This is a genomic window from Nocardia sp. NPDC046473 (assembly GCF_040645995.1).
GTDB lineage: Bacteria > Actinomycetota > Actinomycetes > Mycobacteriales > Mycobacteriaceae > Nocardia.
This window is the reverse complement of record NZ_JBEYZJ010000005.1, coordinates 638,456-662,646: the sequence shown is the minus strand read 5'-3', so window position 1 is coordinate 662,646 and position 24,191 is coordinate 638,456. Positions and strand designations below refer to the sequence as shown.

The 24,191-nt window shown below is 65.9% G+C and carries 31 protein-coding genes and 1 pseudogene; 22 read left to right on the top strand and 10 right to left on the bottom strand.

Annotation, left to right across the window (positions count from 1 at the left end):
* Positions 1–82 precede the first annotated feature (82 nt).
* Both ABZ942_RS20995 and ABZ942_RS20990 read left to right on the top strand, forming a co-directional pair.
* Positions 83–1,228 (top strand): LLM class flavin-dependent oxidoreductase, encoded by a 1,146-nt coding sequence (locus ABZ942_RS20995; protein WP_357384354.1) that lies wholly within the window; start codon positions 83–85, stop codon positions 1,226–1,228.
* Between the two features lie 8 nt (positions 1,229–1,236).
* Positions 1,237–2,453, top strand: a pseudogene (locus ABZ942_RS20990) (FAD-dependent monooxygenase).
* Here the strand turns inward: ABZ942_RS20990 and ABZ942_RS20985 are convergent.
* The gene (locus ABZ942_RS20985; protein WP_357384581.1) at positions 2,377–2,742 is read right to left on the bottom strand and encodes a DUF559 domain-containing protein; all 366 of its coding nucleotides are present in this window, start codon (positions 2,740–2,742) and stop codon (positions 2,377–2,379) included. The pseudogene ABZ942_RS20990 and the gene ABZ942_RS20985 overlap by 77 nt on opposite strands.
* Between ABZ942_RS20985 and ABZ942_RS20980 the strand changes: the two genes are divergently transcribed.
* From ABZ942_RS20980 to ABZ942_RS20970, 3 genes are all read left to right on the top strand, one after another.
* Entirely contained in the window at positions 2,692–3,201 is a 510-nt protein-coding gene (locus ABZ942_RS20980) for a hypothetical protein (protein WP_357384589.1), read from the top strand. The genes ABZ942_RS20985 and ABZ942_RS20980 overlap by 51 nt on opposite strands.
* Positions 3,202–3,644: 443 nt before the next feature.
* Positions 3,645–4,679 (top strand): ADP-ribosylglycohydrolase family protein, encoded by a 1,035-nt coding sequence (locus ABZ942_RS20975; protein WP_357384352.1) that lies wholly within the window; start codon positions 3,645–3,647, stop codon positions 4,677–4,679.
* Between the two features lie 186 nt (positions 4,680–4,865).
* Positions 4,866–5,366, top strand: coding sequence for a hypothetical protein (locus ABZ942_RS20970; protein ID WP_357384350.1), 501 nt, complete (start codon positions 4,866–4,868; stop codon positions 5,364–5,366).
* A 53-nt stretch (positions 5,367–5,419) separates the two neighbouring features.
* On the opposite strand, the gene ABZ942_RS20965 is transcribed toward ABZ942_RS20970, so the two are convergent.
* Both ABZ942_RS20965 and ABZ942_RS20960 read right to left on the bottom strand, forming a co-directional pair.
* Complete coding sequence (locus ABZ942_RS20965; RefSeq protein ID WP_357384348.1) at positions 5,420–6,139, bottom strand: haloacid dehalogenase type II; 720 nt, start codon at positions 6,137–6,139, stop codon at positions 5,420–5,422.
* Between the two features lie 55 nt (positions 6,140–6,194).
* Positions 6,195–6,593, bottom strand: a complete 399-nt coding sequence (locus ABZ942_RS20960; protein ID WP_357384346.1) for an NUDIX domain-containing protein — start codon at positions 6,591–6,593, stop codon at positions 6,195–6,197.
* A gap of 173 nt (positions 6,594–6,766) precedes the next feature.
* Between ABZ942_RS20960 and ABZ942_RS20955 the strand changes: the two genes are divergently transcribed.
* From ABZ942_RS20955 to ABZ942_RS20905, 11 genes are all read left to right on the top strand, one after another.
* Positions 6,767–7,552 carry a thioredoxin domain-containing protein gene (locus ABZ942_RS20955; RefSeq protein ID WP_357384344.1) on the top strand — a complete coding sequence of 262 codons (786 nt, stop codon included), beginning with the start codon at positions 6,767–6,769 and terminating at the stop codon, positions 7,550–7,552.
* Positions 7,553–7,616: 64 nt separating this feature from the next.
* Positions 7,617–8,282, top strand: a complete 666-nt coding sequence (locus ABZ942_RS20950; RefSeq protein WP_357384342.1) for a peptidylprolyl isomerase — start codon at positions 7,617–7,619, stop codon at positions 8,280–8,282.
* Between the two features lie 81 nt (positions 8,283–8,363).
* Positions 8,364–8,645, top strand: coding sequence for a hypothetical protein (locus ABZ942_RS20945; protein WP_357384340.1), 282 nt, complete (start codon positions 8,364–8,366; stop codon positions 8,643–8,645).
* A gap of 112 nt (positions 8,646–8,757) precedes the next feature.
* A complete protein-coding gene (locus ABZ942_RS20940) occupies positions 8,758–9,486 on the top strand; it encodes a 2-phosphosulfolactate phosphatase (protein WP_357384338.1) in 729 nt (242 codons plus the stop codon).
* A gap of 98 nt (positions 9,487–9,584) precedes the next feature.
* Complete coding sequence (gene msrB / locus ABZ942_RS20935) at positions 9,585–10,040, top strand: peptide-methionine (R)-S-oxide reductase MsrB (RefSeq protein WP_357384336.1); 456 nt, start codon at positions 9,585–9,587, stop codon at positions 10,038–10,040.
* Positions 10,037–10,552 carry a peptide-methionine (S)-S-oxide reductase MsrA gene (gene msrA / locus ABZ942_RS20930; RefSeq protein WP_357384334.1) on the top strand — a complete coding sequence of 172 codons (516 nt, stop codon included), beginning with the start codon at positions 10,037–10,039 and terminating at the stop codon, positions 10,550–10,552. The genes msrB and msrA overlap by 4 nt, the downstream gene beginning before the upstream one ends.
* 218 nt (positions 10,553–10,770) lie before the next feature.
* Positions 10,771–11,280, top strand: coding sequence for an RNA polymerase sigma factor (locus ABZ942_RS20925; protein WP_357384579.1), 510 nt, complete (start codon positions 10,771–10,773; stop codon positions 11,278–11,280).
* Positions 11,277–11,966, top strand: coding sequence for a Rieske (2Fe-2S) protein (locus ABZ942_RS20920; RefSeq protein ID WP_357384332.1), 690 nt, complete (start codon positions 11,277–11,279; stop codon positions 11,964–11,966). The genes ABZ942_RS20925 and ABZ942_RS20920 overlap by 4 nt, the downstream gene beginning before the upstream one ends.
* Before the next feature lie 78 nt (positions 11,967–12,044).
* The gene (locus ABZ942_RS20915; RefSeq protein WP_357384330.1) at positions 12,045–12,512 is read left to right on the top strand and encodes a cupredoxin family copper-binding protein; all 468 of its coding nucleotides are present in this window, start codon (positions 12,045–12,047) and stop codon (positions 12,510–12,512) included.
* Positions 12,509–13,450, top strand: coding sequence for a metallophosphoesterase (locus ABZ942_RS20910; protein WP_357384328.1), 942 nt, complete (start codon positions 12,509–12,511; stop codon positions 13,448–13,450). The genes ABZ942_RS20915 and ABZ942_RS20910 overlap by 4 nt, the downstream gene beginning before the upstream one ends.
* Complete coding sequence (locus tag ABZ942_RS20905; RefSeq protein ID WP_357384326.1) at positions 13,447–13,872, top strand: hypothetical protein; 426 nt, start codon at positions 13,447–13,449, stop codon at positions 13,870–13,872. The genes ABZ942_RS20910 and ABZ942_RS20905 overlap by 4 nt, the downstream gene beginning before the upstream one ends.
* Positions 13,873–13,999: 127 nt before the next feature.
* Here the strand turns inward: ABZ942_RS20905 and ABZ942_RS20900 are convergent, their stop codons facing one another.
* From ABZ942_RS20900 to ABZ942_RS20885, 4 genes are all read right to left on the bottom strand, one after another.
* Complete coding sequence (locus ABZ942_RS20900) at positions 14,000–14,743, bottom strand: alpha/beta hydrolase (protein WP_357384324.1); 744 nt, start codon at positions 14,741–14,743, stop codon at positions 14,000–14,002.
* 55 nt (positions 14,744–14,798) lie between these two features.
* Positions 14,799–15,137, bottom strand: a complete 339-nt coding sequence (locus ABZ942_RS20895; RefSeq protein ID WP_357384577.1) for a helix-turn-helix domain-containing protein — start codon at positions 15,135–15,137, stop codon at positions 14,799–14,801.
* 58 nt (positions 15,138–15,195) lie between these two features.
* Entirely contained in the window at positions 15,196–15,405 is a 210-nt protein-coding gene (locus ABZ942_RS20890) for a hypothetical protein (RefSeq protein ID WP_357384322.1), read from the bottom strand.
* Between the two features lie 250 nt (positions 15,406–15,655).
* On the bottom strand, positions 15,656–16,282 hold the full coding sequence (locus tag ABZ942_RS20885) for a TetR family transcriptional regulator (RefSeq protein ID WP_357384320.1): 627 nt from the start codon (positions 16,280–16,282) through the stop codon (positions 15,656–15,658).
* Positions 16,283–16,348: 66 nt separating this feature from the next.
* Here ABZ942_RS20885 and ABZ942_RS20880 point away from each other — a divergent pair, with 66 nt between their 5' ends.
* Positions 16,349–17,776 carry an FAD-dependent monooxygenase gene (locus ABZ942_RS20880; RefSeq protein ID WP_357384318.1) on the top strand — a complete coding sequence of 476 codons (1,428 nt, stop codon included), beginning with the start codon at positions 16,349–16,351 and terminating at the stop codon, positions 17,774–17,776.
* Positions 17,777–17,784: 8 nt separating this feature from the next.
* Here ABZ942_RS20880 and ABZ942_RS20875 read toward each other — a convergent pair whose 3' ends face one another.
* Positions 17,785–18,651 carry an LLM class flavin-dependent oxidoreductase gene (locus tag ABZ942_RS20875; protein ID WP_357384316.1) on the bottom strand — a complete coding sequence of 289 codons (867 nt, stop codon included), beginning with the start codon at positions 18,649–18,651 and terminating at the stop codon, positions 17,785–17,787.
* 814 nt (positions 18,652–19,465) lie between these two features.
* On the bottom strand, positions 19,466–20,182 hold the full coding sequence (locus tag ABZ942_RS20870) for an SDR family oxidoreductase (RefSeq protein WP_357384314.1): 717 nt from the start codon (positions 20,180–20,182) through the stop codon (positions 19,466–19,468).
* A 102-nt stretch (positions 20,183–20,284) separates the two neighbouring features.
* Between ABZ942_RS20870 and ABZ942_RS20865 the strand changes: the two genes are divergently transcribed.
* The 3 genes from ABZ942_RS20865 to ABZ942_RS20855 all read left to right on the top strand — a co-directional run bounded on the left by ABZ942_RS20865 (position 20,285) and on the right by ABZ942_RS20855 (position 22,369).
* A complete protein-coding gene (locus tag ABZ942_RS20865) occupies positions 20,285–21,124 on the top strand; it encodes a helix-turn-helix transcriptional regulator (protein ID WP_357384312.1) in 840 nt (279 codons plus the stop codon).
* A gap of 109 nt (positions 21,125–21,233) precedes the next feature.
* The gene (locus ABZ942_RS20860) at positions 21,234–21,848 is read left to right on the top strand and encodes a hypothetical protein (RefSeq protein ID WP_357384310.1); all 615 of its coding nucleotides are present in this window, start codon (positions 21,234–21,236) and stop codon (positions 21,846–21,848) included.
* 77 nt (positions 21,849–21,925) lie between these two features.
* The gene (locus ABZ942_RS20855; RefSeq protein WP_357384308.1) at positions 21,926–22,369 is read left to right on the top strand and encodes a nuclear transport factor 2 family protein; all 444 of its coding nucleotides are present in this window, start codon (positions 21,926–21,928) and stop codon (positions 22,367–22,369) included.
* A 9-nt stretch (positions 22,370–22,378) separates the two neighbouring features.
* Here the strand turns inward: ABZ942_RS20855 and ABZ942_RS20850 are convergent, their stop codons facing one another.
* A complete protein-coding gene (locus ABZ942_RS20850; RefSeq protein ID WP_357384306.1) occupies positions 22,379–22,915 on the bottom strand; it encodes a DUF6886 family protein in 537 nt (178 codons plus the stop codon).
* A gap of 128 nt (positions 22,916–23,043) precedes the next feature.
* On the opposite strand from ABZ942_RS20850, the gene ABZ942_RS20845 reads away from it, so the two are divergent.
* Positions 23,044–23,241 carry a hypothetical protein gene (locus ABZ942_RS20845; protein WP_357384305.1) on the top strand — a complete coding sequence of 66 codons (198 nt, stop codon included), beginning with the start codon at positions 23,044–23,046 and terminating at the stop codon, positions 23,239–23,241.
* Positions 23,242–23,672: 431 nt separating this feature from the next.
* Complete coding sequence (locus ABZ942_RS20840; RefSeq protein ID WP_357384303.1) at positions 23,673–24,173, top strand: hypothetical protein; 501 nt, start codon at positions 23,673–23,675, stop codon at positions 24,171–24,173.
* Positions 24,174–24,191: the final 18 nt, after the last annotated feature.

Sequence of the window (24,191 nt, the reverse complement as noted above, 5' to 3'; positions counted from 1 at the left end):
GGGAATCACCGGACGCGAACGAGGGTCGTCGGGATAATCGGTGGGGTGCCCGCTGCGGCACGCCGGTCGAGAGGAGACCTTCGTGTCCGATTCGCACAATCCCCGATCGTTTGCCGTAGGGACGATGGCCGGTGTCAATCCGCCGCTGGGCGCCGCGCGCTTCCTCGTCCGGATGGCTCGGCTCGGCCGGTTGGATTCGATTCTGGCGCCGGATCATTTGATCAGCGTGTTTCCGCAGGCCATCTGGGATACCGATTTCACCCCGCAGGCGAAGGCGCTGCGCAGCCCGGACGCCCAGTTCGATTACGCGCCGCTGCTCGCGCATCTGGCCGCCGGGGCCGGGCGGGTGCAGTTGGGCGTCGGGGTGACCGATCCGCACCGCAGGCATCCGGTCATGCTCGCGCAGACGTTCCTCACGCTGGCGCATATGACGAAGGTGCCGCCGATTCTCGGCCTCGGGTCCGGCGAGACCGAGAACCTCGATCCGTACGGGTTCACCTGGAATCGGCCGGTCGATCGCCTGGAGGAGGCGCTGCAGGTGATTCGCGCGGCGCTGACCGAAGCGGAACCCATCGACTTCGCCGGCAAGCATTACCGAATCGACAAGGCGCCAATGGATTTGACGGTCCCGGCCGACCGGATGCCGCAGATCTGGCTGGGCGCGCACGGGCCCCGGATGCTCGAACTGACCGGGCGTTACGCCGACGGCTGGTATCCGTGGGAGACGCTCTCGCCGGACGAATACGAGCGCCGACTGAAGGTGGTACACACCGCCGCCCGCGCCGCCGGTCGCGACCCCGACGCGATCGTCCCCGCGCAGATGATCCAAATGCTCACCGCGCGAACCCAAGCCGGGATCCGGCGACTACTACGCGCCCCGTCGGTGCGCTATCTCGGCTTGCTCGCACCGGACGCCGTCTGGGCCCGCTACGGCGTGAAACACCCACTGGGCGAAGGCTTCCGCGGTCTGATCGACCTGCTGCCGCACCAGCTCACCAAGGCCGAGGTGCAGGCGGCGATCGCGGCGGTCCCCGACGAGGTGTTGCACGACTGGCTCATGATCGGCACTCCCCCGGAGATTCTGGCCCGCGTGCGGACCCTGGCCGACGCGGGGCTGCGGCACGCCATCATCTTCCCCACCGCCGCGCTGGTGTCCAACGCCGACATGGCATTCGGTTACGGCGTCCTGCTCTGGTTGGCGAGGCGGCTGCGGCGACAGCCGGATTAGGCAGACCGATGCGCATCCTTGTTTCCGGGGCCAGCATCGCCGGACCGGTGCTTGCCTACTGGCTCAACCGGTATGGGTTCGACGTCACGGTCGTCGAACGCACACCGGCGCCGTGCAAGACCGGCGGCGGGCATGCGGTGGATCTGTTCCGACCCGCGATGCAGATCGTGGAACGGATGGGCGTGGTCGACGAGATTCGGGTCAAAGCCACTGGGACCGACGCCCTCGTGATCCGCCGACCCACTGGCAGGCCGGTGACGTTGGATCTGCGCAAGCTCTTCACTGCGGTGTCGGACGATCACGTGGAGATCATGCGCGACGATCTGAGCGAGATCCTCTACAATACAACATCTTCCGATGTCGCCTACCTCTTCGACGACTCGATCACCGCCATCGGCGAGGACGGCGAGGTCACCTTCGAACACAGCACGCCGCAGCGCTTCGACGTGATCGTCGGCGCCGACGGGTTGCACTCGAACGTCCGCCGGTTGGTGTTCGGCCCGGAATCCGGGTTCACCACGTGGCTCGGTGCGTATCTGACGATTTTCTCCGTGCCCAACTACCTGGAGCTGGACGGCGTCATGGAGATGACCGTCGATGTCGGCCGGGTCGCGGGCGTCTACAGCGCCGCCCACATGTCCGACGCGCGGGCAGGGTTCTTTCTCCGCACGCCGCAACCGCTGGACTACCACTACCGTGACACCGAACAGCAGAAGGAGTTGCTGCGCAAACACTTCCGTGACATGGCGTGGGAGGTTCCCGGCTACTAGCCGAGCTGGAGCACACTCCGTCCTTCTACTTCGATTCCATCACGCAACTGCGATTGGATACTTGGTCCCGTGGCCGGGTCACCTTGGTCGGCGACGCCGGGTATTGCCCGGGCCCCGCCGTCGGCGGCAGCACCAGCATTGCCGTGGTGGGCGCCTACATCCTCGCGGGCGAACTCGCCGCGCACGCCGGCGACTATTCCGCCGCCTTCGCCGCATACGAACACGAGATCGGCGAATACGTCCGCCGCAGCCGCAGCTTCGCACACACCGCCGCGAAAACCCTCGTCCCCGCACGCCGCTTCGACACGTGGGCAATGGTCAACGCCGTCCGCCTGATCAACGTACTACCCGCCCCGGTGAGTCGCGCCGCCGCCAAGCTCAACACCAAGGGCGTGCGCCTACACGACTCGATCGAGGTAAAGAACTACGCGGCCTTCGACAGGCTGCGCGAGTAACGCTGTTGGACAAGCGATCACGAGGAACTGGTGTAGGTCGGCTCTCGCTTGTTGCCTGCACCAGTTCCTCCTGATCATTCGTCCAGCCGTGGGCATGGAGAGCGGCGCGGACTCGGTCGAGGATTGTGAGCGGGCGGTGGTGGAGCAGGGTTGCGTTGACGCGGATCACTCGCCAACCCAGTGATTCCAGGGTTGCTATCCGGTCGATGTCCTTTGTGCGCTGGGTTGGGTCGGTCCAATGGTGGGCGCCGTCGTACTCGACGGCTACACGCCATGCTTCCCAACCCATATCGACACGGGCGACGAAACCGCCGCAGCCGTCGCGGATCACCAGTTGGGTAGCGGGTCGGGGCAATCCGTCGTCGATCAGGAGGAGGCGGGTGCGCGATTCCTGAGGCGATTCGGCGCCTCCATCGATCAGCGAGAGGATCGCCGACAAGTGAGTCACTCCGCGCATTCCGGGATGCTCGCGGGCCAGGTTCGCGACTTCCAGCGGATCCAGTCCGGTGGCTGCGCACAGCGCGTCCAGGATCGGTACGACTTGGTCGCGGGGCAACTGCCGGCCGAGGTCGAACGCGGTCCGAGCAGGTGTCGTCACCCGGAACCCGTCGACCTCGCAGCATTCAGCTGGCGCAATGATGGTGCGCACAGCGCGAATTCCGCATGGTGGCTTGCAGTGTTCGGTTCGGGCGATCTCCGCAGGCTGGTCCGGATCCAGCCAGCGGGTGCCATGCAAAGCGGCCGCTGAGGATCCGATCAGTACGCCGGTGCCTTTCGCCCAGTGTGCCGCGGCGCGGGCCCGGCTCTCCGCGTCGAGCGTGCGCCCTTTGCGCAGGTAGACATCGGGGAACACCCGCACGAAGTTGTGCTGAAGTTCCCACCGCGTGACCAGTCCCGCTGCCCTGGCCCAAGACCCCGGAAACGGTTCATCCAAGACCCCCATGCCCGCCACTATGCCCCCACCCACCGACACGGTTGATCGAGGGGGAACTGGTGTAGGTCGGCTCTTGACCGTTGCCTGCATCAGTTCCTCCTAGTCGGCTGACCGACATGGTGAATCCGGATCGCACTGCGAGGTGGCGCGGGGTTGGCGACCGGGGGAAGTGGTGGGACACGGGTGGGGTGGATCGGTAATGATGTTGTCTTATGGTGGATTACGCGATGACATTCGACCGGGTACGGGGATCCCTGGTGGGCGGGGCGATTGGGGACGCGCTGGGGTGGCCCATCGAGTTCTTGAAGTTGGATCAGATTCAGGCGCGGTATGGCGAGCAGGGGGTGACGGGGTATTTGCCGCAGCACAATGCCGGGGCACCGCAGGAAATCACTGATGACACGCAGATGACGTTGTTCACCGCCGAGGGGCTGTTGCGGTCGGTGGCGGGGACCGATCCGGTGCCCGCATTGCGGCGGGCTTATCTGCGGTGGTTGCAGACTCAGCAGGGCGGCAGGCCCGCCGCACACAGCGATGGCTGGTTGGCTAGTTTGCCGTTTCTGTATGCGTCGCGGGCCCCAGGGACTGCGTGCATGTCCGGACTCAGTCGGCAGTCGCGGGGATACGTTGCGCCGGAGCCGTTCGGGGAGAACGGGCCGGTGAATCCGCACTCGAAAGGGTGCGGGACGGTGATGCGATCCGCGCCGTTCGGACTGGCCGGAATGGGGCCTGATCAGGCCTTCGTCACGGCGGCGCGGGCCGCACAGTTGACGCACGGGCATCCGACGGGATACCTCGCGGCCGGCGCGTTCGCGGCGATGCTCGATCGAGTGGTGAGCGGGCTCGAGTTGCCGATCGCGGTGCAGCAGACGATCGCTCAGCTCGAGGGGTTTCCCTCGGCCGCGGAGACGGTGGCCGCGTTGCACAGAGCGGTCGAGTTGGCCGAGGCCCCGCCGACCGCCGACCAGGTCGAGCACGTCGGCGCGGGCTGGATCGCTGAAGAATGCCTGGCCATCGCGGTGTATTGCGCGCTGCACGCGGCCAAGACCGGCGAGCTGCGCGCGGCACTGCTGCTGTCGGTGAACCACTCCGGCGACTCCGATTCCACCGGCGCGGTGGCGGGCAACCTCATCGGTGCCGTCCACGGCATCTCCGCGCTGCCGATGGATTGGGCGTCGACGGTCGAGGGACGCGACGTGCTGATCCAGGTCGCCGACGACCTCGTCATGAACTTCGGCGTCGGCGACCGAACCGAGCTCGACGCCCGATACCCCTTGGACGCGGGTCTGTGACGAGGTAACAGACCGGTCGGCCCGATCGATGAATATCAAGATCGTTGGGGCGGAATCGACTTGGGAGACGACATGAGGGCAATTGTTTCGGCGATCGCGGCTGTTGCCGCGGTAGGTGCTTTGACCGGGTGTTCGAACGACGGGAAGACCTCTGTAACTAGTGCCCCGCCTCCGGTTTCCGCCGGAGTGACGACGGAAGGGGCACCGCCGCAGCGCAATTCGACTGCGGCACCGGAGACTGCAGCCGGCTCGGCCACCACGAAGCTTCCGTCTCGGGACGACGCGACCGTCGACGCGCGCGACTATCAAAGTGACGGCAAGTACTACTTCCAGTCGCCGAGCGGGAACATCCTGTGCGGGTTCATCGAGGCCGACGGCATCGGCACGGGTTGCCAATTGGCGCACGCGTCGGTGGTGCCCGCGGAGCTGCCCGACTGCGGTACCCGCGCGAACCGCGAGGTGGCGGCACAGGTCATCGGCGGCAAAGGGCAGTTCCGATGCCTGAGCCAGGGCATTTTCGTCGGACCGCCGCTCGACGGAGGCAACAGGGGCGGGGGCAAGGTGCTCGGATACGGCCAGACCCTCATTGTCCGCGGCATCGCGTGCACCTCGATGACCGCCGGCGTCAGGTGCGATCAGGGTGGTCACGGCTTCTTCATCGCCGCCGACGCGCAGTCGCTGTTCTGACACGTCGTTGAGATTGCCCGGCGGCACGAAGCGCCGGGCATTCCCAAAACTATTCAGCAGCCCAGTGTTTCGGCGAGTTCAGTGAAGCTGGTGACGGTCAGGTCACTCTGGGTATCCGCGGCGCGGTCGGCCTTGCCGTCCGGGCCCTTCTCCAGCGGACGCTCGAGGAAGGCGGTGCGCATGCCAACACCGTGTGCACCGTAGATATCCCAGGCGTGCGCCGCGACCATCAGCACCTGGGCGGGCTCGACGTCGAGCAGACCGGTCGCGGTGCGATACACCTGAGGCTCGGGCTTGTAGGCCTGCGCGAGTTCGGCGGACAGGATGCAGTCGAACGGCAGGCCCGCCGCCTTGACCAGCCGGGTGAGCAGTGCGAAACCGCCGTTCGACACCGCGGCCAACGTGTATCGATCACTCAGGCGGGCAAGACCTTCCACGGAATCGGGCCAGGCGGGCAGCAGATGCCAGGCACGGACCAGGCGTTTGCGGGCTGCTTCATCGAGGGCTGCGCCGTGGCGGTCCAGCAGTTGGTCGAGCGATTCCCGATGCAATATGTCGAGGTAGACCCACGCTCGCTCGCCGTTCGTAACCCGTTGCATGGCAGGCACATACATGTCGCGCCACTCGTTGGCGAAGACCTCGGCATCGAGATCGACACCGGCCGTGCGGAATACATCGGCGGCCTGCTCCGAGACCCCGGTGAACCAGTCCACGGTGGTGCCGAAGATATCGCAGGCCAGTACCTGGATGGCTGTCGGATCGAACTCTGACATGTGCTCTCCCTTCCGATTTCAACATCGCACAGCTCGAAACGAGGCGCGACGTTTCCTACCAGTCGACGATCCCGAGCTCGTGCAACTTGCGGAACACCAGCATCGAGCCGGGCGCGACGTGGTCCATCGCGGCGTACTCGCTCACCGTGAAGTAACGCAGTTCGGCGATCTCACTGGTCGGCTCGGGTTCACCGTCCAGTTCGGCGGTGAAGCACGTCATGTGCAGCCGGGTGCCTGCGGCGTGGCCGACCGCCTGCGCCTCGAAAACACCGAGCTCGTCGCAGGAAACGACGCCGACGCCGAGTTCCTCGCGCACCTCGCGATGTAGTGCGCCCTCGGGCGTCTCGCCCGGATCGATCTTCCCGCCCGCCATGTAGAAGATGTCCTTGCCGATCGATCGCGTCTGCAGCAGACGACGATCCCTGATGTGGGCCAACGCGGCTGTGCGAATCACCGGACCACCCTACTTTTCCCGCTCGGGTCGCGGGCAAGCGAATATCGGTCCGGGGCGTTGGCATCGGGTACTGGACACGTACTCGACCCGGTCAGCGCCACAAATCCGTCCGGCAACCACTATCGTGACGGAGCGAAACAGTTCAATTGGCGAGAAGCACGGGGGAATACACGGTGAACACCACTCAGCGTGGCTGGTCGACCCTCCCATCGGAGTCGGAACGCGCCCAGCACAACCGTAAGGTGCTGGTCGGCCTGGTGGCGGGCGGCGTGCTCTTCGCGCTCGTCGCGGCGGTATGCGTCGGCGTCGTGGCGCGCGACCTCACCAAGGACGTCATCGGCACGCCGCGACCGGTTCAGAACGCCAGCCAGGTTCCGGTGGCAAACCAGCTCCCCGCGGCTCCCGCGGGCGTCACCGACAACGGCGCGATCCGGATCGGCGATCCCGGCGCGAAAGTCACCGTCCGGGTGGTCGCCGACCTGCAGTGTCCCGCCTGCCAGATATTCGAGAAGGCCAACGCCAAGGTGCTCGAGGAGGCCGCGACCAGCGGTGCGGCCGTCGTCGAATACAACGTCATCTCGTTCCTGGACCGGGCGTCGACCAGCCAGTACTCCTCGCGCGCGGGCAACGCCTCGTACTGCGTCGCCGAGGCTGACCCGTCGAAGTACCAGGCCTGGCTGGCCACGATGTTCGAGCAGCAGCCCACCGAAGGCGGCGACGGCCTGCCCGACGACCGGTTGATCGAGCTCGCCCGCGATGCCGGATACGCCGATTCCGCAGTGGCCCAGTGCATTACCGACCGCAAATACGACCCGTACCTGCGGGCCAAGACCAAAGAACTGCTCGCGAGCGGCATCAAGTCCACCCCGTCGGTATTCCTCAACGGCCAGCAGGTAACCGAGGCCCAGCCACTCTTCGCCTCGGACGGACTCGGCGCACTGATCACCGCCGCCCGGTAGCGATGTGTGTCCGGATTGCGGCTTTGCCGAACGCGTTTCGGTGCCATCGGATAGTTTGCTCGCTATGAATCCACGCTGGGGCGCCGCGTTCGCCATCACCGTCCTATCGCTGTCCGGGCTGGTCGCGGGTACCGCGCCGGCCTCGGCCGGTCCGCCCGTGGTGTCGTGCGCCGTCACGCCGACCGCGCCGGACAACGCCGCGGCCCGACCGGTCGTGTCGCCGCCGCCGGTCGCGCTGGCCGTCGGCACCATGGACGTGACATTCCAGTTCAACTACGGCCCGGTGACCATCCGGCTCAACCGCGCCGGGGCCGCGCCGTGTGGCGTGCAGAACATGGCAAGCCTGGTGCTGCAACGCTTTTACGACCAGAGCCAGTGCTGGCGGCTGACCGACAGCGCTCGGCTGGGTGTGCTGCAATGCGGCGACATCTACGAGGTGGAGAAGGGTGGTCCCGGCTACCAGTTCCCCGATGAGGTCGACGGCACCGAGACCTATGAGCGCGGCACCGTCGCCATGGGCAATCAGGGGCCGGGCACGAACGGCAGCGAATTCTTCATCGTCCACTCGTTCGCGCATATTCCGGCGAACTATTCGGTGCTCGGGCAGGTCGTGAGCGGTATGGACGTGCTGGATCGGATGGTTGCCGCGGGGATCACGCCGACCGAGCGCGGGCCACTCGACGGGTTGCCTGCCGAGCCGGTTGTGATCAACGCGGCCCGCCTGGGATAGTGCCGAGTACCGCGAGCCCCCAGAGTTGGGGGGTGCTGCGGGGCAACCGGTTTCACATTGCGGTGCGGTAGCTTCGTACGGATGAGTACATCGAAAAGCAGTGTGAAGCGTGGGATCGGCAGTGCGGTATTGGCCGGTGGGGTGGTTGTCGGTGTCTTGGCCGGCTCGGGGACAGCAACCGCGGAGAGCGGCCAGTCTGTCGGCATCTCCGCGGTAGCGGACGACGGGTGCACGTTCTCCTCGGTCGGTGGTTCGTGCAGCGATCCGGGGCCGGTGGGCAACGCATTGATCGGCTTCAAGAATTGGCTGAGGAGCATGGGATACGGGACCGGCAGCTCGTCGGGGACCGCGTACTTCTTCTGACGGTCAGGAACCATGCCCCCGCTTCGGCGGGGGCATTTCCATTGGCGGTCAGTTTTGGAGAGGAACGGGGATGCCGACGATTCCTGAGTGGTCCAAGCAACTTCCGTGAGGAGTGCGCGTCGACTGGGGTTTGGCGGGCGCGCGGGCTCTAGGGCCTGATAGTGCGGCGGTCGTCGTTATTGATGTGCTGTCGTTCACGACATCGGTGTCGGTTGCCCTCGACGCGGGGACCCGGGTCTTTCCGTATCCGTCGCGAGACGAGACACCGGCGGAATTCGCGGCAAGCCGTGGCGCGCAACTAGCTGTCGGACGTAAAGCCGCGTCCGAGCAGCAGCCGTGGTCGCTCTCCCCTGCGGCACTTCGACGAGCACCCGCCCCGGCACGCCTGGTATTGCCGTCGCCGAATGGCTCGGCCATCTCGGCCGCCGTCAGTGGAGTGCCCGTGATCGCGGCGTGCCTGCGGAACGCATCCGCAGTCGCTCGCTGGCTCGTCGAGCAAGGCTGGGGCACCGCGGACCAGCCGATCTCGGTGATCGCCGCGGGCGAGCACTGGCCGGGTCAAGACGTACTACGGCCCGCGATCGAGGACTGGTTCGGCGCGGCCGCGATCATCTCGGCGCTGGCCGAGAACGGGGCCGGACCACTGTCGCCCGAGGCGTCAGCGGCCAAGACCACCCATGACGCGACGGCCGATATTCCTTCGCTGATCACCCAGTGCGCCTCCGGCCGCGAACTCGCGAGTATCGGGTTCGCCGACGATGTCGCCGTCGCGATCGAAATCGACGCGAGCAAGGTCGTTCCAGTGCTGGTGGACGGCGCCTTTACCGACGCGGCAGACTGAGGTGGCGGACAATGATGACCGAAGTGTGACGTCGCCGCGACCGGGGACTTTCCCACCCGGAGCTCGGGTTATACGTGGGGCCGATATGAGGAGGTCATGTGGCACAGGAATACAACAGGAATCCCGCGGCCGTCGCCGCCCTGTCACCTGAGCAGTACCACGTCACCCAGGAGAACGGGACCGAGCGGGCGTTCACAGGCGAGTACTGGGATAATCACGAACCGGGCATCTACGTCGATGTGGTGTCGGGTGAGCCGTTGTTCGCTTCGGTCGACAAGTTCGACAGCGGATCGGGCTGGCCGAGTTTCACCAAGCCGATCGACGCCGCGAATGTGGTCGAGAAGCGAGACTTCAGCCATCTGATGATTCGCACCGAGGCGCGTTCGGCGCACGGTGGCAGCCATCTCGGGCATGTGTTCACCGACGGGCCGCGCGCCGAAGGTGGCCTGCGGTATTGCATCAATTCGGCGGCGCTGCGCTTCATTCACCTCGACGACCTCGAGGCCGAAGGATACGGGCAGTTCCGGACTCTGTTCAAAAAGGAGGATGCGTGACCGACACGCGAAAGGCCATTCTTGCCGGTGGGTGTTTCTGGGGCATGGAGGACTTGATTCGCAGGCAGCCCGGGGTGGTGTCGACGCGGGTCGGCTACACCGGCGGGCGCAACGATCACCCCACCTACCGCAACCATCCCGGCCATGCGGAGGCCGTGGAGATTACCTACGACCCGGCGCAGACCGACTACCGCGCGCTGCTGGAGTTCCTGTTCCAGATCCACGATCCGACGACCAAGGACCGGCAGGGCAACGACATCGGTAGCAGCTACCGGTCGGCGATCTTCTACCTCGACGAGGATCAGAAGCGGGTCGCGCTGGACACCATCGCCGACGTGGACGCCTCCGGCCTGTGGCCCGGCCCGGTGGTCACTGAGGTGACGCCGGCGAGTGAGTTCTGGCAGGCCGAGGCCGAGCATCAGGACTACCTGCTGAAGTACCCGGACGGGTACACCTGTCACTTCCCGCGACCCGGCTGGAAGTTGCCGAAGCGGGAGAACGCCGCGAAGTAATCGGTTGTGACCGAGTAAAACTGAAAATGTGCACAACCGACTGCGCCACCTGCTTCAGGTGGCGCAGTCGTCGTTCGGCCCGAATCCATTGAACCGATGCCGGTGTAACCCCGTTCCGTACTTAGTAGGGAGCGTGGTTACACCGCACTCAGAAGGTGGACATGGTGGGACGAACGGGAGCCGGGCCGTCACCGGCGGAACCGGGATCGGGCCGGGAGTTGCGGTTGGTCTCCGGTACTGGCTATTCCGACTGGGAGGCCGTGTATCGGGACAACGTCTCCTGGATGTTCGCGCTGATGTTCTCGAAGGTCGGGAATCGGCCGGATGCCGAGGATTTGACGGCCGAGGTGTTCATGGCCGCGCTGAAGCCGCTGCGCGTTTCGGCGAGCGTGGCCGAGGTGCGGGCCTACCTGCGGGCCACCGCGCGCACCGTGCTCGCGGGGTACTGGCGGACGCGCATGGGTCGGGAAATCACCCAGATCGAGGACGATATCGTCGATGATCGGCCCGACCCCGAGCCGCCGAACCCGACCTCCACGGCTCGGGCACGGGCGGTGCTGGACCGACTGCCGGATCGCTACCGGCGGATCCTGGAACTACGGTTCCTGCAAGGGCTGTCGGTGCGCGATGCGGCCAGTACGTTGGGTGTCAGCGTTGCGAATGCGAAAGTGTTGCAGCATCGTGCGTTACAGATGGCTGCGCGGGCGAATGCGGGAGGTGTCGAGTGAGCGGGCGGGACGTGCGACGGTACGTCGAGCAGTTGCTGGCCGGGCACAGCCCCCGATCATTCCGGCCCGACGCCGACGAAGCCGAGCAGATGCGTACGGCCATCGACTTGCGGGCTGGACGTCTCGGCAGCCAGGCACCCAGTGAGGAATTCCTGGCCGATCTGCACCGGCGGCTCGCTACCGAAATCGATGGAGCGGCAACCGAACCCACCGCAGCGGGAGCGACGCCGCGCCGCCGGGTAGTGATCGGGACCTCGGCAGCCGCGGTAGCGGCGGCCGCCGGTGCGGCGATCGATCATGCCGTTGTCGGTCGTCAGCAGCCGAACGAGCCTGCGGCACAAGAGACTTTGACGCCGAACAACGGCGCCTGGCATGCGGTCGCGGCGAGCTCCGAGTTCCCCGAGGGCGGCATCATTCATTTCGATGTCGGTACCCTGAGCGGATTTGTCCGCCGCGTCAACGGGATGGTGACAGCGGTGTCCGGTGTGTGCACTCATCAGGGCTGCAAGTTGTGGCTCGACTCCCCCGCCGCTCAGCTCCGTTGCCCATGCCACTCGACGTCGTTCGCCGCCGACGGCCGGGTGCTCGCCCATCAGTTGCCGATCGCGCCCGCACCGCTGCCGCACCTGCAGGTGCGGGAAAACAACGGCGCGATAGAGGTATTCGCGCCGACCGAACCCGCCTGAGTCGTTGTAACCCCGGTCGCTATCTATCGGTGAGGACCCGCACCAGCGGGCCGCCCCACCGGATGGAGGACCGGATCGATGAGACGTATCCCACGGCAAGCAATAGTCGTCGGCGCGGCAACGGTAATGATGGCGATCGTGAGCGCCTGCGGGAGCCAGGGCGCGACCAACTCCGCGCCGACTCCCGTATTCGCTTCCGGCACAGCGACTCCCGGCTTGCAGCCGGGTGGCGGCATGCCCGGCGGCATGCCTGGAATGTCGATGACTCCCCCGGCGCAGGCGGCGGCGCCGGCCGGGCCGAATGCCGTGAACATCGACAACTTCGCCTTCGCGCCGTCGGCGCTCACGGTCAAGGCGGGCACGACAGTCACCTGGGTGAACCACGACGAGGAGCCGCACACTGTGGCGGCCACCGACGGCAGTTTCCACTCGCCGGGGATGGGAGCGGGGGCGACGTACACGTTCACCTTCGCCAAGGCGGGCACTTTCGCGTATATCTGCTCGATCCATCCGTTCATGAAGGCAACGGTGGTGGTCACCCCATGAGCGAACACACCGATCCGCGCGACCCGCATGCGATGACGCGGCGTCAGCTCATGCGGCACAGCGCCTGGTTCGGGGCCGCGGTCGGGCTGACCGTGATCGGCGGCGAGGTGATCTCGCATGTCGCGGGCGCCGCGCCGCCCGTCGCGGACGGTCGCCCGACGCTGCGCTTCGCCCAGCTCAGCGACAGCCACATCGGCTTCCAGGGCACCGCCAATGCGAATGTCACCGATACTTTCACCGAGGCGATCGGCCAGGTGAATTCGCTTGGCTACCAGCCGGATTTCGTCATCCACACCGGCGATCTCACGCACCTGGCCACGCCCGAGCAGTTCGATCAGGTCGCGCAGATGATGCAGGGGCTGAACACGCCGCACGTGTTCACCGTTCCGGGAGAACATGATTCGACCGATGACGCGGGTCAGAAGTATCGTTCGGTGTTCGGCAAAGGCACCCGAGGGGACGGCTGGTACAGCCTCGACATCGCGGGCGTCCACCTGATCGCCCTGGTGAATACGCTGAATCTGCAGACGCTCGGACATCTGGGGCAGGATCAGCTGGACTTCGTGCGCAAAGATGTCGCCGGACTGTCCAGCGACACACCGATCGTGGTTTTCAGTCACATTCCGCTGTTCGCGATGTATCCCCAATGGGGTTGGGGCACCGACGATGCCACCGAGGCGCTGAGCTATCTGCGGCGGTTCTCCTCGGTGACCTGCCTCAACGGTCATGTGCACCAGCTGTTCACGAAAACCGAAGGCAACATCACCTTCTACAGCGGCACCACCACCGCCTATCCCCTGCCGAAACCCGGTGACGGGCCCACACCGAAGCCGGTGACGCTGCCTGCGGGAAAGCTGCACGACGCCTTGGGAATCCGTGAGGTGACGTATCAGAAGGGCCAGCAGATGTTGGCGATCAAGGAGCAGACGCTGAAATGACCGAACGTCTCTTATCGCCGGATCTGTTCGCGCGCGTTGGAATCAGCGTGAGCCTCGTAGTCAGCGGTTACCTCCACGCCGACCTCTATGGCAGCGGCTACCGTTACATCCATATCATCGGCCCCTCGTTCCTGCTGCAGGCCGCCGCCTCGTTCGCGCTCGCGCTGCTGGTGCTCGCCGGTCCGTGGACATTGCGGGTCGCGGCGGCCGGACTAGCTGTCGGCGCGTTGGGCGCGTTCGTATTGTCCCGCACCACAGGGCTTTTCGGGTTCAGTGAGATCGGTTGGCAACCCGCGCCGCAGGCTGCGTTGAGTGTGGGCGCGGAGATCGTCACCGTTGTCCTGTGCGTGGCTTCACTGCTGGCATATCGGCGACGGCCGTTGCGACGCGCACCCGGTGCCGCGTCGCGACGGACCGCCTGACCGCGGCGTCGGCGACCGAAGCCGACCGCCGCCGAAAGCCCGGCTGGCCCGGTCATTCCGGCAATCGGGCATCATCGGAACATCATCGCGGCTTTCCGCCGCAGCGAAGCCGGTCGCCGACGCCACCTCAGGCCGCGCCGAGATGCCGGGCGAAGAACCTGGCCGAGCTGTCGACCTCGAATCCGGGTACTTGGTTGTGTCTTCCGGGGTTGGCGTGCATTGTCTTTTCCGTCGAGGCGAACGCGTCGAACAGTGCGAGGCCGGCGTGGCGGTCGATTTCCTCGTCGTCCCAGGCGAGGAGGAACTCGATCGGGATGGTGATCCGGCTTGCCGCGTCGGTCAGGGCCTCGTAGACGAAGACCGTGCCGAAATTGGCTGCGGCGATCCGTGATTCGGCTGCTGCCAGCATCACGCCGGTCGCGGTGCCCAATGTCATGCCGCCGTAGCCGATCGGGGCCTGTTCACCGATCTCGGGCAGCGCTTGCAGGGCATCCAGGGTTGCCTGCCATTCCGGTACGGCGCGCTCGGCCAGTGAGGAGTTGTAGTCGATGATGATCGGGCCGATCGGCTCGCCCGCCGCTCGGACTTGCAGAAGGGCGGCGACCCACTGTTGGTCCTGGGCGTTTCGTGGCCGGTCACCGTGGCCGGGTGCATCGATGGCGGCGACGGTGAACCCGTAGGCGCTCACGTAATGCTGTGCACGGATGCAGATTCCGGGCGCTTTCTTGTGTAGGCCGCCGGTGTGACCCAGCAAAATCAGGGGTGCGCCAGCTGAGCCGGATGCGGGCGACCACAGCACGCCGGTGATCTGACCCAACGTGAAATTGCGTTCAACTACACCGTTCAACGATGTCTCTGTAGTGAAATGCATTGGTGTCCCCTTTCGGGATTGCCTTGACGTACAGGCGCTCCCGGCAACACCTATCTCAGTCGCCAACCGTGCAGCGGATGGGGAGCACCCATCTGGATACAGCCTTCATGGGTCGCACCTCCTCACGCGTTCTCACGGTCCCCCGCACGCTACCAACCCACCCCCGCATCCCGCGACCGACTTTTCGGACAGCGACACCGAGAGCCGCGCACAACGCCCGTCGCTGCTGCGGCTCCGGCGAACAGACACCGGTCTCGATGCGCTGAATCGTGCGCACGCCGCACCCGGTCGGCGCCGCCGGTTGCGGACGAGTCAGACGCCGTCGCGCCCTAGCCACCCTCAGCTCGGTACCTACTGGCCCGCTGAAGTCCGAAGCCACCGCGGTGGAACCCATACGGACCATCACGAGGTCCAAACGGACACCTACCAACCGCAGCGGCAGACGCCGCAGCTCAGAGCAATTCGACCTCGTCGTACCCGACAGTCAGGGTGTGCCTACGCTCCCGCAGCACATTCCCTTCACGGTGGACAGTCCCCTCGGCGAAGTCGACACGCAACTTCCCACGGCGCGCGTACACCTCTCGCACTACCCCACAGATCCCGTTGAACGGACCCTCCGGAAAATGAACAACATCGCCTGGCGCGTATTCGGTGAACCCCACGCCGCCACAGTAATCCAAGTCGGCGCCGACGATGGCGGGCGATCTCGCAGGGTGGTCACGATGCGCCGGATAGCCAGCGGCGAAGGGCGCTCTTATGCCGGCGGGGTCGGCGCGCGCCATCCCGAATTCGACGCAACGTGCTGACCGCGATGAACGCGTAGTCACGCCCCGGGTCGAACCGCCGCGCCGCCAGCACAACGACGCAGCACATCGTCGAACTACCGGTGCGCGTGCCACGCAAACGGCCGCATCACAGGGCTGCGATTCCGTCGCGCAGTAGATCGAAGGCGTGGTTGGTGGCTCGGACGGCTGCCGGGTAGCGGGCGGCGGCGGATTCGCCTTTGACGAGGTGGGTGTGGTTCATGACGGCGAGTTCGCGTTGGATGACGGTTACCTGGGCGGCTAGGAGGCGGGCGGTCAGTGGGTCGAAACCGTTCTCGTGCAATGCATCAGCCAGGGCGGCTACGCCACGAGAGGAGTAGCGGCTCAGTCTGGCCGCCAAACTTTCGGTGCCCCTGACCAATTCGAGGAACGCAATGATCTCGGGGGTGTCGTTCAGGCCGGTGTTCGGGTCGCGCTGGCGCAGGGCCGCCAGGTGGGCTTCTCGGAGCGCGTCCAGCGGCGGCTGGTCGGGTTGCCGGGCGCGGACGATTCTGGCCGCTTCGTCTTCGTGGTCGGCGAACCGTTGCAGGACAAGGTCTTCCTTGGTCGGGAAGTACGCGAAGAGGGTGCGGCGGGAGACCTCGGCCGCCCGCGCGATGTCGGTGATCGAGACCTGGTCGAAGCCGGATTCGAGGAACATGCGCATCGCCGTGGCCGCGATCTGCTCGCGGATACGGATCTTCTTGCGTTCGCGCAGCCCCGTCGGTTCGGTCATGTCTTCACTCTAGCGCATTAGTAGATCCAGTGTATTATTGCACCAAGTCTACTTTTGGAGGATGACATGCAGACCGAAGTGATCGTGGCCGGGGCCGGGCCGACGGGGTTGATGCTGGCCAATGAGCTCACGCTGGCCGGAGTACCGGTGGTAGTGCTGGAAAAACAGCGCACGCGCAGTGCGCAGTCCCGGGCCGGCGGGCTGCAACCGCGCACCGCGGAGGTGCTCGACCTGCGCGGCATGCTTGATCCGCTGCTCGACCGTGCGATCCCCCGCGGCGAGTTCGGCGGGCATTTCGCGGGCCTTCCGGTCGAGTTGGACTGCCGGCCATGGCAGACCCGTCATCCGTATCCGGTCTCGATTCCACAGACTCGATTGGAAGCCTTCCTCGAACAGCGACTGATCGACCAGGGTGTGCCGGTGCTGCGCGAGTTCGAGGTGTCGGCGATCGAACAGGACTCCGGCGGCGTCACGGTCGGGGATATTCGGGGCAGCTATCTCGTCGCGTGCGATGGTGGGCACAGCACGGTTCGCAAACTGCTGGGCGTTCCGTTCCCCGGAACCGCGGGCACGATGGCCTCGGCCGTCGCGGACCTGACCCTCGCGTCCCGATCCGATACCGTCCCAACCACTTCCGAACATTTCAGTCAGTACTTCAAGTCCGGCAACGGGTTCTTCACTGTCCTGCACCCGATCGAAGGTGGCGTGTACCGGTTCATCTTCGGCAAGCTCGCCGCTGAACGACCGGATCGCCAAACACCCGTCACGGCAGCGGAAGTCGACGAGGCGCTGCAGGCGGTATTCGGGCCCGAGACGCGACTGGGCGAGTTGCGCGAGGCCTCCCGGTTCAGTAACGCCGCCCGGCAGGTCGAGCACTATCGCGAGGGCCGGGTGTTCTTCGCCGGGGACGCGGCCCACATCCACCTGCCGATCGGCGGCCAAGGCGTGAACCTCGGCATCCAGGACGCCGTCAATCTTGGCTGGAAACTCGCTGCGGCAGTGCATGGTTGGGCACCCGAGGGGTTGCTCGACAGCTATCACACCGAGCGCTACCCGGTCGCCGCGCGAGTCCTGCGCACTACCCTCGCACAGGGCGTGATCCTGAACTCCGACCAGAACGAGGGTGTCGCCGCGGTCCGCGACATGTTCACCGATCTGCTGCAGCTGCCCGACGCCAACTACTTTGTCTCAGGCCTGATGTCGGGTCTCGACACCCAGTACGCCGGGCTCGGCCCACGCATGATCGACCTCGACCTGACCACGCCGGACGGTCCGACCCGCATGAGCCAGCTGATGCACTCCGGCCGCGGCCTGCTGCTCTCGCTCGACGACACACCCAGGTCGATCGAGCGCTGGTCCGATCGAGTCGACCACGTCACCGCCAAGGCCGACGGTGACTCCACGAGCGTCCTGATCCGGCCCGACGGTTACATCGCCTGGTCGGCCACCGACGAACAACCGCTCGAAACCGCCCTCACCCGCTGGTTCGGCTGAGCACCGCGCTACAGGGTGGGCGGGCCCTGGTTGATGCGGCGCATCACCGGGGCGAGGCGGTGCAGGGCGTCGGTGGTCATGAGTTGGCGTTCGTCCCACCAGGTGGCGCCGGCGTCGGCGAAGGGGGCGATGAGGTCACGGGCCTTGGCGGGGTCGCCGGGGCTGATGCCGCCGACTACGACCTCGAAGTGGTTGCCCTGTTGGTCTTTTCGGTGTTCGTTGGCGTAGGTGATGAGGTCGCGGAGTTCGTCGATGGGCGGCGGGTTGCCGTGTCCGTTGCTGAACAGGGGGACGACGCCATCCCAGCGGGCGGCTCGGCGGATCGGTCGGCGGTGCGGCCAGAAGCCTGCGATCCAGACGGGTGGGCGGGGGCGTTGGGTCGCGGCGGGCAGCAGGGTGACGTCGTTGACCTGGTAGTGCTTTCCGTTGTGGTCGACCCGTTCGCCAGACCAGTAGCGCTGCAACAGATCCAGGCCTTCGTCGAGGCGCTCGGCCAGCAGGACGGGGTCGGTCGGTTCGCCGAAGCTGCCGAATTCGTCGGCGATCGGGCCGCCGAGGCCCGCGCTGAAGATGACCCGGCCACCGCTCAGCGCGTCCAAGGTCGCCACCTGGCGGGCGAGTTGTTCGGGCCGCCGCCTGGCGACCGGGGTAACCAGCGTGCCCAGCTTCAGACGGGAGGTGGCCAGCGCCGCGGCGGTCAGCAGCATCCACGGATCACCGAAGGGTTGGCCCTGCCGCTCTTTCTTGTCGAGGACTATGTGGTCCCAGATGAATAGTGCGTCCCAGCCTGCTTCTTCCGCCGCCGAGGCCGCCATCGCCACCGTCCTCGCGTCGGCGAAGTCGCCGAAGTTCGGAATGTTGATCGAGAATCGCATACCGGAATAGTGCTGTGCGGGGACGCGACAGGCAAGCGGATTGGACTCTGTGGCAACGATAATCGCCTGCCTGTCGCGGGGTGCTCAGCCGTATGCTGTCGATTGGGGACGGCTGATCGCGAGTTCTGGTGGTGGCTTATGCCGAGCACTCGATGGGTGTGGCTATCCGGGGAAGGGCACCTAAGGACTTCCCAAGGTAAGCAGCCCAATGAGCTGAAGACCGATCCCCGTTTTCCTGTGAGTAGTGCTGGGCGCGTCGTGTGCCGTACCCGACTTTAGGTGTACGTCAGGTGCGCGATGTCGCGTTCCTGAGGTGGTCATCGGCTTGTGGTTGCGTCGCAAGCGCTTTGGGCAAGAGCAGGGCGGTCGGCGGCGGTTTCGGTGGTCGATCGGGCCCGCCAAGTGCTCCCGGACCCGGTGTGTCCAAGATATGCACTCTGTCTCGGGATTTGCACTCGGAATAGGGCCCTAAAGCCGGTGCAGATCCCGAGAGAGTGCGCAGATTCTGGTTTCGGCTTGGTGAGGTGGGTGCTGGGCACTCGTGGCGGGGTGCTGACCCGTTCGACCGCAGATCTGCACCTTCTCTCGGGACCTGCACCCGGCTCCAGGGCCCTGATGCGGGTGCGCGATCCCGGCACAGGGTGCGGATTCCGCTGCCCGCGTGGCGAATTGGAGGCCGCTGACCCATTGTGTGACCCGCTCACCTGGTATACGGAGTGATCGGGTTATGCGAAGGGTGAACGGCTGGGTTCTAGCTCGATGATCGGGCTCTCAGTTCTGCTGTCAGTGTGGAGAGCTGCGGTTGATGGTCGGGTTACCAGGGTAGGGCGCCGTTGGCGTCGAAGTAGCCGCCGGTGGGGCCGTCGGGGTTCAGTTGGGCCATTCGGACGATGATCTCCGCGCCCTCCTCGACGGTCTGTGTTCCCGTGTGCCCGTTCAGGTCTGTCGCCGTGTAGCCGGGCTCTACCGCGTTGATTCGCATGTCCGGGAAGGCTTTCGCGGTCTGCACGGTGATCATGTTGACCGCGGCTTTCGACGTCGGGTAGGCGACGCCGGGGTAGAGGTACGCCGGCGTGCCGGGGGTGGTGACGCGGGTCAGTGAGGCCAGGCCGCTGCTGACGTTCACCACAACGGGCGCGGCGGAGCGGCGCAGCAGCGGGAGGAAGGCGTGGGTCACGCGGACCACGCCGAAGACGTTGGTGTCGAAGATCGGCCGCATGATGTCGGCGGTCACGGCACCGGCGCCGATCTCGTCGGTCTCGCGGGTCTGTCCTTCGAGGCCGGAGATGGCCGCGTTGTTGATCAGCACGTCCAGTCCGCCGTCGGCCTCGATGGTTTTCACGGCGGCCGCGACGGATGCGTCGTCGGTGACGTCGAGGACTACCGCCCGTGCACCCAGCTGTTCGGCGGCCCGCCTGCCGCGTTCGGCGTCCCTGCTGCCGAGATAGACGGTGTGGCCTGCCGCGATGAGTCGGCGGGCGGTCTCGAAGCCGAGTCCCTTGTTCGCTCCGGTGATCAGTGTCGTTGTCATGGCTTCAGCTTCGCGCCGGCCAAGGGCGCCAACCAGTCGTCTGCTCTTCCTGGGACTGCTGATACCAGGCAGCCGGACCGATACGCGGGCACACTTGACACCATGGCGACCGCGGAATTCGGGAAGGCAGTGCGTCGGTGGCGCGACCGGGTCGCGCCCGAGGCCGCCGGGCTGCCCGCCGGTGGTCACCGACGCGCCCCGGGGCTGCGCCGAGAGGAATTGGCGCTGTTGGCCGGAATTTCCGTCGACTACATCACCCGCCTCGAACAAGGCCGCGCGTCCAACCCCTCGACTCAGGTGGTCGAGGCACTGGCCAGAGGCCTCCGGTTGTCCGCGACCGAACGCGCACACCTGTTCCGGCTGGCCGGCTTGGCGCTGCCGGACCCGGACACCGTGCCCACCTACATCACCTCGAGCGTGCAACGCGTGCTGGACAGACTGACCGGAACTCCCGTCGCCGTCTACGACGCATCGTGGACGCTCCTGCAATTCAACCAACCGTACGCAGCGTTGATGGGCGAACCACCCGGCCCACACGACAACAACCGCAACGGCGTGTGGCGACATTTCGTCGGCCCCGGCATCCCCTCCCGCCGCACGCCCGAAGCCACGCGCGCACACGAAATATCACTGGTCTCCGACCTACGCGCGGCCGCCGCCCAGTATCCGGCCGACCTACGCCTACGCAAGCTCATCGCAGACCTGCGCACCAACAGCGCCCGATTCGCCGAACTGTGGGACTCCGGCGCAGTCAGCCGCCGCGAGGCCGCGCAGAAAACGATCGATCATCCGCGAGTAGGTCCCCTGACAATGGACTGTGACGTACTAACGGTGGCAGGCAGCGACCTACGCATCATGATCTACACGGCCGAGCCGGGCACCGAAGACGCCGAACGCCTCGCGCTACTGACTGTCCTCGGCACCCAATCCCTGACTGGGTAGCGAATCCTACTGCCACAGTGGCGAACTGACACCGGCCACGGTTCTGTACTACCCCAGCTGATACCCGGTCGCATCGGATCGCCCACCGACCGAAAGTATCGTCGGCGGCATGAGCCACCCGGGTCCGGAGACGAGCACACCTGATGTTCTGGAGCAGAGTCGGCAACGGATCCGGCAAGCGCACGAGATCCTCACCCGGCTACGGCTTTTCGAACGCTGGCAAGCCTTCGGAACGCCGATCCTTGTCGGCGCGATGGCTTGCGAGTTGGCGATGGCACCCGATATCGATATCGAGATCTATTGCGACGCACCATGTATCGAGGACGGCTTCACCGTGCTGCGGGACTGCGCCGTGCTCGACAACGTCCGCAAAGCACGGTTCGGCAACCACTTGAACGATCCGGACGAGGGTCTGTACTGGCGACTCGACTACCGCGCGACCGACGGCACCGACTGGAAGATCGACATGTGGATGCTGCGCCGCGACCATCCTGGCCCCTGTGCCGCACAGCTGGTAGCACCCCTGCGTGCCGCGCTGACGCCGGAGATCCGGCGCACGATTCTGGAACTCAAATCGCTGATGCAGACGGGGACCATTCCACGATGCCCGTCCATCGATATCTATCGCGCTGTCATCGACGGTGGACTGCATTCCGATGCAGACCTCGCGAAGTGGCTGGCGGTGCACCCGCGTGACCAGCTCACCTTCTGGAAACCGGGCTAGATGTTGGCCGGTGAAAACTGTCGGTGGGGTCTGGCAGGGTGAGATTTCCAGAACGTGAGGGAAGTTCGAGGTGGACGATGACCCGCACAACAGAAGCAACAGACGACGCGGACATCCGAGGCGTGATCGATAGGTGGGTGGAGGCGTTTCGGAATCGCGATGTGGACGCGGCAATGGCGATTCATGCGACCGATACGGTGTCGTTCGATATCGTGCCGCCGCTGCGGTACGTCGGGACGGACGAGTATCGCAGGCCGTGGGAGGCGACATTCGCCAACTTCACCGGCCCCATCGAGTTCGAGATCCGCGAACTCACCATCACCATCGGCACCGGCGTCGCCTTCAGCCGCAGCCTCAATCGCATGATGGGAACGATGCGCAACGGCCAGGAAGCCGACCTCTGGCTCCGCTGGACCGCCTGCTTCCAGAAACGCGACGGACAGTGGCTCATCGTGCACGACCACAGCTCGGTCCCGACAGACTTCGCGAACGGCACAGCATTGCTGGATCTGACGCCTTAGCACCCGCGCTCAGGCGCGAGGCTGGGCACCGCGTAAACGGATGCCGCTGAAACCCAGCGAGCTGGCGGTCGCGGCGTCCCAGAAGTCCCAGAGATTCGGCAGGATTCGCAGCTGAATCGCGGCGTGCTCATGCAGTTTCAGTAGGTCGCCGACTTTGTGCGGCGGTGCGAGCGGCTCAACGGGCACCGTTGCGACGTGAGCGTGCGGAATTGGGTCGCCGAAGGGACGGAAGGGTGCGGCCGGCAATCGGTACGCGTACAACGTGACGCTGCGCAGCAGGTCGAACCAGCCGTATTCGATGGCGTGCACGCGTTCTCCCCCGCCGGGTCCGATGAGGGCGGCGCGATCGGCGGCGGTCGTGTCGGCGGTGACCCAGGCCATCGCGCGCGGGCAGGCTCGGGGGAACCAGTAGTCGGGAGCTCGGTCCCGGTCCACGGCCCAGACATAGGCCTCGGGCTGCCGGGCGGTCGGCGCGGTATGCGGCACGAAACGGTCGATGGTCGGGTCCTCGGAGAAGTGCAGAACTTCCCCCGGCTCGGGGTACATAACCCTTCGCTACCACACCCAGCGACCGACCGGTGCGGAAACCGAACTCGTCCAAGGCGTTACGGCGGCGGGATCCGGTCGGCGTGGCGGAGCGAAACAGTCGGGCGGCGTGGCGCGATGGGGTGGGTATGCGTACCGACCTCACGTGTGGTGAGCGGCGGCAAGCCGTACGACGGCTGGTTGCCGTGTGTCATTCGATGAATCAGCTGGTCGATCTGGCCGAAGGCGGGTCGTCGGAGCTGTTGATCGCGCAGGCGCATACGACTCGTCGACTACTCCAGGATCTCGTGCTCGACATGGTCGCGGCGACCTATCCCAACCCCTGATCGACCGCGCCCCGAGCGAGGTCGCCGATATTGGTTCGGCGTGCCGACAATCCAGAGGGGGCACCAGTCCGAACTTAGATGTGTAGGCATCGACGTTTCGGAATGAGGTCAGCATGGGCACACACCGGCCAGCGTGTTCGCTGGATCATTCGGCGCGGGATCGGTGACACTGGGCATTCCGGGCGCAACTCTGCCCGTGCCGCGCGAGTCCAGCCGGAACAGCGGGGGTGATGGTTTCGTGTTCAACGAGGTACGCGCGGCGAGATCGGTTGCGCAGCAATCCATGACCGCACGTTCCAGCGTGGGATTCGCGCGGCGTTTGCGGTGCCACGATGACACCGTGCGGCTATCATTTAGTTAATCGTTCGGGGTACCGGGGGTCGGGTGGTAGCCGAGAGCGGCTCGGCGAGTCATGACAAGGCAGGGGTTGAGTGGCCACGATCGCGCAACTGAGGGCAATTCTCGCGGTGCTGCATATCGACCCGGGTGACACCGATGCCCCCGCGCACAACGACACCGCGGTCGAGCGCGCCAAGCTGGCGGCGCTGCTGCAACGCGTGTTCAGCAGCGAACTGCGCAGCGCGGTCACCAACGCGCCGGATCAGAACGAACTGGCCCGCCGCTGGACCGCGGCCAGCACCCAACCTGCGCTGGACGGCGAAAACGCCACCGAACAGGCCCATTTCGACGCGCACTGGCTACACAACCGGATCGACGCACTGGCCCCACGCGACACCTCCGACCAGGCACCGGTGCTGCTCGACGCCGCCGCCCGCGCCGCCGAGGCCGCCCAGGTGCTGCTCTCGCTCAGCAGCGGCAACCCGCACGGCGACGGCACCGAATCACTCTGGCAGACCGCACTCGACGACCTGGCATCCGCGTTTCACCTGATCAACGACGAACACAACGCGATCACCCAGCCCATCGAGTAGCCCGAGCCCGGCTCCAGC

Coding starts and splice junctions, on each gene's coding strand:
- ABZ942_RS20980 (WP_357384589.1), top strand. CDS start 2,692: ATGGTGGGCGCCGTCGTACTCGACGGCTACACGCCATGCTTCCCAACC.
- ABZ942_RS20985 (WP_357384581.1), bottom strand. CDS start 2,742: ATGGGTTGGGAAGCATGGCGTGTAGCCGTCGAGTACGACGGCGCCCAC.
- ABZ942_RS20965 (WP_357384348.1), bottom strand. CDS start 6,139: ATGTCAGAGTTCGATCCGACAGCCATCCAGGTACTGGCCTGCGATATC.
- ABZ942_RS20950 (WP_357384342.1), top strand. CDS start 7,617: ATGAATCCACGCTGGGGCGCCGCGTTCGCCATCACCGTCCTATCGCTG.
- ABZ942_RS20945 (WP_357384340.1), top strand. CDS start 8,364: ATGAGTACATCGAAAAGCAGTGTGAAGCGTGGGATCGGCAGTGCGGTA.
- ABZ942_RS20915 (WP_357384330.1), top strand. CDS start 12,045: ATGAGACGTATCCCACGGCAAGCAATAGTCGTCGGCGCGGCAACGGTA.
- ABZ942_RS20910 (WP_357384328.1), top strand. CDS start 12,509: ATGAGCGAACACACCGATCCGCGCGACCCGCATGCGATGACGCGGCGT.
- ABZ942_RS20905 (WP_357384326.1), top strand. CDS start 13,447: ATGACCGAACGTCTCTTATCGCCGGATCTGTTCGCGCGCGTTGGAATC.
- ABZ942_RS20900 (WP_357384324.1), bottom strand. CDS start 14,743: ATGCATTTCACTACAGAGACATCGTTGAACGGTGTAGTTGAACGCAAT.
- ABZ942_RS20895 (WP_357384577.1), bottom strand. CDS start 15,137: ATGGGTTCCACCGCGGTGGCTTCGGACTTCAGCGGGCCAGTAGGTACC.
- ABZ942_RS20885 (WP_357384320.1), bottom strand. CDS start 16,282: ATGACCGAACCGACGGGGCTGCGCGAACGCAAGAAGATCCGTATCCGC.
- ABZ942_RS20880 (WP_357384318.1), top strand. CDS start 16,349: ATGCAGACCGAAGTGATCGTGGCCGGGGCCGGGCCGACGGGGTTGATG.
- ABZ942_RS20875 (WP_357384316.1), bottom strand. CDS start 18,651: ATGCGATTCTCGATCAACATTCCGAACTTCGGCGACTTCGCCGACGCG.
- ABZ942_RS20870 (WP_357384314.1), bottom strand. CDS start 20,182: ATGACAACGACACTGATCACCGGAGCGAACAAGGGACTCGGCTTCGAG.
- ABZ942_RS20865 (WP_357384312.1), top strand. CDS start 20,285: ATGGCGACCGCGGAATTCGGGAAGGCAGTGCGTCGGTGGCGCGACCGG.
- ABZ942_RS20860 (WP_357384310.1), top strand. CDS start 21,234: ATGAGCCACCCGGGTCCGGAGACGAGCACACCTGATGTTCTGGAGCAG.
- ABZ942_RS20855 (WP_357384308.1), top strand. CDS start 21,926: ATGACCCGCACAACAGAAGCAACAGACGACGCGGACATCCGAGGCGTG.
- ABZ942_RS20850 (WP_357384306.1), bottom strand. CDS start 22,915: ATGTACCCCGAGCCGGGGGAAGTTCTGCACTTCTCCGAGGACCCGACC.
- ABZ942_RS20845 (WP_357384305.1), top strand. CDS start 23,044: ATGCGTACCGACCTCACGTGTGGTGAGCGGCGGCAAGCCGTACGACGG.